Origin of the sequence: Sodalis sp. (in: enterobacteria), from assembly GCF_047607725.1 — a bacterium.
Taxonomy (GTDB): domain Bacteria; phylum Pseudomonadota; class Gammaproteobacteria; order Enterobacterales; family Enterobacteriaceae; genus JBLKSS01.
This window is the reverse complement of sequence record NZ_JBLKSS010000313.1, coordinates 1-6,645: the sequence shown is the minus strand read 5'-3', so window position 1 is coordinate 6,645 and position 6,645 is coordinate 1. Positions and strand designations below refer to the sequence as shown.

Annotated in this window: 10 protein-coding genes and 2 pseudogenes; 8 read left to right on the top strand and 4 right to left on the bottom strand. The window is 57.9% G+C overall.

The features are described from left to right. Positions 1 to 154: pseudogene (locus ACMX3H_RS19005) on the bottom strand (transposase); the annotation flags it as partial. Between the two features lie 147 nt (positions 155 to 301). On the opposite strand from ACMX3H_RS19005, the gene ACMX3H_RS19000 reads away from it, so the two are divergent. Both ACMX3H_RS19000 and ACMX3H_RS18995 read left to right on the top strand, forming a co-directional pair. Then, a complete protein-coding gene (locus tag ACMX3H_RS19000; RefSeq protein ID WP_415211890.1) occupies positions 302 to 505 on the top strand; it encodes a hypothetical protein in 204 nt (67 codons plus the stop codon). A 143-nt stretch (positions 506 to 648) separates the two neighbouring features. Further along, on the top strand, positions 649 to 1,104 hold the full coding sequence (locus ACMX3H_RS18995) for a GNAT family N-acetyltransferase (RefSeq protein WP_415211889.1): 456 nt from the start codon (positions 649 to 651) through the stop codon (positions 1,102 to 1,104). Between the two features lie 200 nt (positions 1,105 to 1,304). On the opposite strand, the gene ribA is transcribed toward ACMX3H_RS18995, so the two are convergent. Next, entirely contained in the window at positions 1,305 to 1,904 is a 600-nt protein-coding gene (ribA, locus tag ACMX3H_RS18990; RefSeq protein WP_415211888.1) for a GTP cyclohydrolase II, read from the bottom strand. Positions 1,905 to 2,166: 262 nt separating this feature from the next. Between ribA and pgpB the strand changes: the two genes are divergently transcribed. The 5 genes from pgpB to yciH all read left to right on the top strand — a co-directional run bounded on the left by pgpB (position 2,167) and on the right by yciH (position 5,867). Next, on the top strand, positions 2,167 to 2,922 hold the full coding sequence (gene pgpB / locus ACMX3H_RS18985; protein WP_415211887.1) for a phosphatidylglycerophosphatase B: 756 nt from the start codon (positions 2,167 to 2,169) through the stop codon (positions 2,920 to 2,922). A gap of 240 nt (positions 2,923 to 3,162) precedes the next feature. Next, positions 3,163 to 3,468, top strand: a complete 306-nt coding sequence (locus tag ACMX3H_RS18980) for a LapA family protein (RefSeq protein WP_415211886.1) — start codon at positions 3,163 to 3,165, stop codon at positions 3,466 to 3,468. 6 nt (positions 3,469 to 3,474) lie between these two features. Then, positions 3,475 to 4,644, top strand: a complete 1,170-nt coding sequence (lapB, locus tag ACMX3H_RS18975) for a lipopolysaccharide assembly protein LapB (RefSeq protein WP_415211885.1) — start codon at positions 3,475 to 3,477, stop codon at positions 4,642 to 4,644. Between the two features lie 139 nt (positions 4,645 to 4,783). Beyond that, positions 4,784 to 5,554, top strand: a complete 771-nt coding sequence (pyrF, locus tag ACMX3H_RS18970; protein ID WP_415211884.1) for an orotidine-5'-phosphate decarboxylase — start codon at positions 4,784 to 4,786, stop codon at positions 5,552 to 5,554. Then, positions 5,544 to 5,867 (top strand): stress response translation initiation inhibitor YciH, encoded by a 324-nt coding sequence (gene yciH / locus ACMX3H_RS18965; protein WP_415211883.1) that lies wholly within the window; start codon positions 5,544 to 5,546, stop codon positions 5,865 to 5,867. The genes pyrF and yciH overlap by 11 nt, the downstream gene beginning before the upstream one ends. Before the next feature lie 75 nt (positions 5,868 to 5,942). Here the strand turns inward: yciH and osmB are convergent, their stop codons facing one another. Further along, positions 5,943 to 6,152, bottom strand: a complete 210-nt coding sequence (osmB, locus tag ACMX3H_RS18960; RefSeq protein WP_415211891.1) for an osmotically-inducible lipoprotein OsmB — start codon at positions 6,150 to 6,152, stop codon at positions 5,943 to 5,945. A gap of 283 nt (positions 6,153 to 6,435) precedes the next feature. On the opposite strand from osmB, the pseudogene araD reads away from it, so the two are divergent. Beyond that, positions 6,436 to 6,510: pseudogene (gene araD, locus ACMX3H_RS18955) on the top strand (L-ribulose-5-phosphate 4-epimerase); the annotation flags it as partial. Positions 6,511 to 6,540: 30 nt separating this feature from the next. On the opposite strand, the gene ACMX3H_RS18950 reads toward araD, so the two are convergent. Beyond that, positions 6,541 to 6,645, bottom strand: a 105-nt coding sequence (locus ACMX3H_RS18950; protein WP_415210122.1) for a transposase domain-containing protein, incomplete at its 5' end; no start/stop codon positions are given.

The window sequence follows — 6,645 nt, the reverse complement described above, 5'->3', positions numbered from 1 at the left end:
GGACACCGAACTTGCCCTGACGGTAGAGCTGGCGCCAGTTGAACAGCAAATTGTCATTGATACCGTTATCCCGTGCCAGCTTGGCAATGGATACGCCGGGCTGGAGCGCCTGCTCAACCAGCTTAATGTTAAAGTCCAGCGGGAAATTGGGACGATGTCTTGAGGGTTTTGGTGGGATTTGTTTCATGAATTGCGCCCATTAAAAAAATAATGGACATCATCTTCAATAACTTGATGGGGAATTAACAGACGGCGCTGGGCGTACGCTTACGTTAACCGCGCAGAAACGATAGCCTCTCTGGTGAGGGAAAAAGAGGCGCCGGCCATCCTCAGCGCTGATTTTACGCTCCTGAAGACGGGAGAAAACAGTGCCATACTGCGTTACAGGACTGTTTACCCGGAGGGTAGCCGCGCCGTACTGCGCGCTTCTTATTGGCTGCGCGGCGAAGGTGAACGTTGGCAGTTGGTCTTTCACCAGGGGACCCCGGAGGCAGGCTACGACTAGACAACCGCGTGGACCGGCCATGACGCGCTTGACTATCCTTTCACACGACAAGACCTCATCTTTCACGGCAAAGCGGCGAGTTTATCACCACGTTCTTCATACGAGGGGAGGCACAATGGCGGGCGAAGACATGAGGGTAATACATGTTCCACATCACCGAGATCAATAAAGGCCATAGTGCGTTAAGCGTGCTGGTCAGTGAGCTGGATGCTTTTCAGAGTCGGCTTTACCCCGCCGAAAGCAATCATTGCCTGGACTTTTCCACCGTTGACAATGATCGTCTCCGCTGCGTTATCGCTCATGATGCAGCGGGTTTTCCTGCCAGCTGCGGCGCTGTGCTCTTGCAGGGTGGCGGCTTTGGCGAGATCAAACGCCTATACATTCGCCCCGCCTACCGCGGCAGGCGGCTGGGAGAGCAACTTATCGCCCGTCTCGAAAGGCTTGCGGCAACGGATCTCTGCCATCAATTGCGGCTTGAAACCGGTATTCACCAGCAGCCGGCCATAGCGCTATACCGCCGCTGTGGTTATGCGCGCTGCGAAGCTTTTCCCCACTACACGGACGATCCGTTAAGCGTGTTTATGTCTAAATCCCTTTAGGGGCAATGCGTGATTACCCCGGGGACATTGTGGCGAGAAGTGGGTCCAGGCGACTCAGGGGAGGGAGAAACGGGCAACGCCCGTCTGTCGCTTACCGACGGCGCGGGTTGGATGGCGACCTGCAACCGCTATTGCCGTTAGCACCGGCTCTTGCGCCGCGTACCGCGGCCGGTCATCGTTACCGCGCCCGGCGCCGGCGCCTATTCGGCGGGGCCGTTGAGCAAATGGCCCATTTTGGCGGCCTTGGTATCCAGATAGCGGGCATTTTTCGGGTTGCGGCCAACGATAAGCGGCACGCGTTCGCTGATATTAATGCCCGCCTCGGTCAGAATCTCTACCTTTTTGGGGTTGTTGGTCAACAAACGCACTCTTTCCACGCCCAATAATTTAAACATGTCGGCGCACAGGGTGAAATCCCGCTCGTCGGCGGCAAAGCCGAGCTGGTGGTTGGCTTCGACCGTATCGGCGCCCAGATCCTGCAGGGCATAGGCGCGAATTTTGTTTAGTAGGCCGATATTGCGGCCTTCCTGGCGGTGGTAGAGCAAAATGCCGCGCCCTTCCTCGGCGATATGGCTCAGCGCCGCCTCCAGCTGGAAGCCGCAATCGCAGCGCAGGCTGAACAGGGCATCACCGGTAAGGCATTCGGAATGGACCCGCGATAACACCAGCGCCGGACCGGTAATATCGCCATACACCAGCGCCAGATGGTCGTGCCCGGTGGCGATTTCCTCGAAGCCGACCATCAGGAAATCTCCCCAGGGTGTCGGCAGTTTGGCCTCTGCCACACGTTTAAGCTGCATGTTGCTCTCCAAAACCCAATGATGACGCGCATCCTACTGCTTGCTGCGGTGTTTGACCAGCCTTCGCTAAGTAGGGGTGTCGTTCGGAATCATCCTCTGGGGGCTATTTTGCCATAAATTTACCCTATGACGGGATTTGTTGCGGTTAATTGGCGATAAATTGCGCAACCGGTACGCCATTAGCCGTTGTTTGGGGCGCTTTCTGTTAAGCTTGCCTGCGGCCGTCGCGCACCCGGGCGGCGAACGGCAAAAGGGAAATTCAATGGTTGAAATTGCAAAACGTACCGGCGCGGGCGCGCTGCTGATGATGATCTTACCGCTGCTACTCTGGGTGGGCGGCTGGCAATGGCGGCCGGAAAGTGATTACCGCTGGCTGAAAGGGTGGTATTGGCTGACGCAAACCGTCACCTCGCCCTGGGGCACCCTGACCAGCGTGCTGCTGATAGGCTGGTTTCTCTGGTGCCTGCGCTATCGTCTCAAGCCGGCGCTGTGGCTGGCGGTGATCTTGTCCGCTACGCTGCTTATCGGTCAGGGGATGAAGTCGTTTATCAAAGAGCGGGTGCAGGAGCCCAGGCCTTACGTGGTCTGGCTGGATAAGCATTATGTGCTCGACGATCGGGCGTTTTACGCTATGCCGCGCAAGGCGCGCGCTGTGGCGTTGGCGCGGGAGCTGCAACAACAGCAACTGATTCCGCCGTGGCTACAACGCCATTGGCGCGTTGAAACCAGCTTTTCATTTCCCTCGGGCCATACGGTTTTCGCCGCCAGCTGGGCGCTGCTGGCCGTAGGCTTGCTATGGCCGCGCCGGCATAGGGTTTCCACGGCGGTGCTGATGGTGTGGGCCAGCGGCGTGATGGTCAGCAGAATGGCGCTCGGCATGCACTGGCCGCGGGATGTGGTGATGGGCATCGCCGTCGGTTGGCTGGTCATTACCCTGGCGTGTTGGCTGGTGCAGCGCTCAATCGGCGCGCTGACCCCGATACCGGAAGAAGCGCCGGATATTCGTTCGCGCAGTTGATGAAACCGCAGGCGGGTGATTGCGCTTAGCCGGCAAAGAGAAAAGCACCGCCAGCGGTTGGGTTTTCCCTGCGCCGGCCCTATAGTAGTTATTCAGCGTGTGCATTTATTGCCGCCGCCGGGAGGGAACGTCCCCGAGCGTAGGGTAAAATTTCCTTCATTATCGGGGAAATGGTAATTTAACCGTGTCAGATGGGCTAAGCGTCTGAACATACGACTAACACGGCTTGCAGGAAATCATGTGAAATATGTTCTGATAATTTTGTTGGTGCTGGTGATTTTTATCATCTCCGTTACCTTTGGCGCGCACAACGATCAGGTGGTGACCTTCAACTATCTGCTGGCTCAGAGTCAATTTCGGGTGTCAACCTTGCTCACTTCACTGTTTGCCGCCGGCGGGGTCATTTGCGGCCTGTTTTGGTTGCGCACGCGTGTAGCGCTAATGCGGGCCGAGCGCAAAGTGAAACGGCTCGAACAGCAGCTTGCGCCGGTGGAAACGGTTCCCTCCGTCCCCACCAGCACCCCAGCCGTTGCGCCTAAGGAATAACGCATTATGTTAGAACTGCTGTTTCTGTTGCTGCCCGTGGCCGCCGCCTATGGCTGGTACATGGGGCGCAGGAGCGCGCAGCAGGATAAACAGCAGGAAGCGAACCGTCTTTCCAGAGAGTATGTGGCAGGGGTGAATTTCCTGCTATCCAATCAGCAGGATAAGGCGGTAGACCTGTTCCTTGATATGTTAAAAGAGGACAGCAACGCCGTCGAGGCGCATCTGACGCTGGGGAACCTGTTCCGTTCCCGCGGCGAAGTCGATCGCGCCATCCGCATCCACCAAGCGCTGATGGAGAGCACCTCGTTAACCTTTGAGCAGCGGCTGTTGGCGATACAGCAGCTTGGCCATGACTATATGGCGGCCGGCTTTTACGATCGTGCTGAAGACATGTTCAGCCAGTTGGTGAACGAAGACGACTTCCGGCTTGGCGCCTTGAGCCTGCTATTGCAAATCCATCAGGCGACCAGCGAATGGTCGAAGGCGATAGACGTCGCGGAAAAGTTGGTGAAGCTCGGTAAAGAGCAGCGCCGGGAAGAGATCGCCCATTTTTACTGCGAGCTGGCGCTCCAGGCTATGGGCAGTGACGATATGGATCGCGCCGTCGCGTTATTGAAAAAAGGGGCGTCGGCGGATAAAAATAGCGCGCGGGTGTCTATCATGCGCGCCAGAATTTATATGGCGCAGCAAGATTACGCCGGCGCGGTCGGCGAATTGACGCGGGTGTTGGATCAGGATCGGGAAATGGTCAGCGAAACGCTGCCGATGCTGCAGGACTGTTATCAGGCGCTGGGGCAGCCGGGCGCCTGGGCGGATTTTCTCAAACGCTGCGTAGAAGAAGATACCGGCTCGTCGGCGGAGCTGCTGTTGACCGATATTATTGAACGTGAACAGGGCCCGGAAGCGGCGCAGGGCTACATCAATCAGCAATTGCGCCAGCATCCGACGATGCGCATGTTTCACCGCTTGATGAATTTCCACCTCAGCGAGGCGGAAGACGGTCGCGCCAAGGAAAGTTTGCAGACGCTGCGGGATATGGTCGGCGAACAGATCCACACCAAACCCCGTTACCGCTGCCAAAAATGCGGGTTCACCTCTCACAGCCTGTACTGGCATTGCCCGTCGTGTAAATCCTGGGCGTCGGTCAAGCCGATACGCGGTCTGGACGGCCAGTAATCTCCTAACGGCGCGCCTGCCACAACCGGCGGCGGGAGAGCCTATCGCCGCTCCCGGCTGGGCTTTTGCGGCGCCGGCGGGTAAAATGACAGGATGCTAACGGGCCTGCGACCTAGGGGCCGCCAACCAGAAATGTTTCATGACGCGCACGATGTTATCTTCCTCTTCCTCTTCCTCTTCCTCTTCCTCTATTGCTCCGCAGCGGGCGGGTTCGCCGGTGATTGTGGCGTTGGATTATGCCTATGCCCGCCAGGCGCTGGCGTTTGCCGACAAAGTGGCGCCGCAGCAATGCCGGCTGAAAATCGGCAAAGAAATGTTTACCCAGGCGGGACCGGCGCTGGTGCGCGACCTGCAACAGCGCTGGTTCGACGTTTTCCTGGACCTGAAATTCCACGATATTCCCAATACGGTGGCCAAAGCGGTCAGCGCGGCGGCGGCGCTGGGGGTATGGATGGTCAACGTACACGCCAGCGGCGGCGAACGTATGATGGCGGCGGCGCGGGAGGCGCTGGTGCCGTTTGGGGCTGACGCGCCCACGCTTATCGCCGTCACGGTGCTTACCAGTATGAATGATGAAGATTTGAGAGGGATAGGCATTGCAGGCAGCGCGTCCGATCACGCCTTGCGGCTGGCTATTCTGGCCAAAGCGTGCGGCCTGGACGGCGTGATCTGTTCCGCCTGGGAAGCGTCGCGGCTGAAAACCGACCGCGGCGCGGCTTTCCAACTGGTGACGCCGGGGATACGGCCTGCCGGTAGCGACGCGGGGGATCAGCGCAGGGAGATGACGCCGCTGCAGGCGGGGGTGGATTATATGGTGATCGGGCGCCCGATTACCCAGGCGGCCGATCCCTCTGCCGCCCTGGTGGCTATCCTGCAGGAATTACATGTCGGAGCGGCCCATGGCGAATGAAAACCGGCTCGTGTATTCCACCGACGGCGGGCGCATTAAAGCCGCCGCAACGCCCGCGCCGCGTCCGCCAGGGGACGGCATCGTGCGATTGCAGCGTCAAACCAGCGGCAGAAAAGGCAAAGGGGTGTGCCTAATTACCGGCCTGGATTGGGACGATGCAGCGCTGCAGACGCTGGCCAGCGAGCTGAAAAAGAAATGTGGTACCGGCGGGGCGGTGAAAGAGGGCGTAATTGAAATCCAGGGCGATAAGCGCGACCTGTTAAAACAGCTATTGGAGGCGCGGGGTTTAAAGGTCAAGCTGGCGGGCGGCTAACCGGGTGCGCCCGCCTGATACGCTATCCCAAGCGCGGCAGGTGGCGATGAGGATAGGCTCATCGGGTAACGGATATTAATCAACCTGATGGCCGATAATCCCGCCGACGGCGGCGGCGCCAATGGTGCCCAAACCGCTGCCGTGGGTCAGGACCGAGCCGCCGATGGCGCCGGCGCCAATAGCGGTGTTGCGATCGCGTTTCGACCAATTCGAGCACGCGCTCAGCGATAAAGCGAGGGTTACCGCCAGCACCGCGGCGGCAATACGTTTAGAGGTTGAGCTCATCATCACGTTCTCCATAGTACGGTGTTATATTGAATTACCTTGAAATAATTATAGACTTATCTGCAACATTTAGCTTGTCTAGGATTCAATAAAAAAGATTACTATTCAATATATTACCCATTTCCTATGAGTTAAATAATCCGAAATTTCCCTCCTGATTCCAGGCTGATACGTTTCTTGACGGTCCGATAGCAGATCCATGCCCGATCTTCAGCCGGTTTACCCATACCGGCCTGGCGCAGCGGACCGGACAATAGCCTTATCGTGGGATAAGGAGAACGCCATGCTAAACAGTCTGAAACAACAGGTGCTGGAGGCGAATTTGGCGCTGCCGCAGCATCAGCTGGTCACCTTTACCGTAAGCGTACGCCCAGCGCCGTATTGACAGTTATTCAGCAGGGATGGTGAGGTTCCACGGCAGGAGCTCTTTGATTTTGTTGATGGGATGATCCGCGATAATCGCCAGCACATGGCGCAGATACGCTTCCGGCTC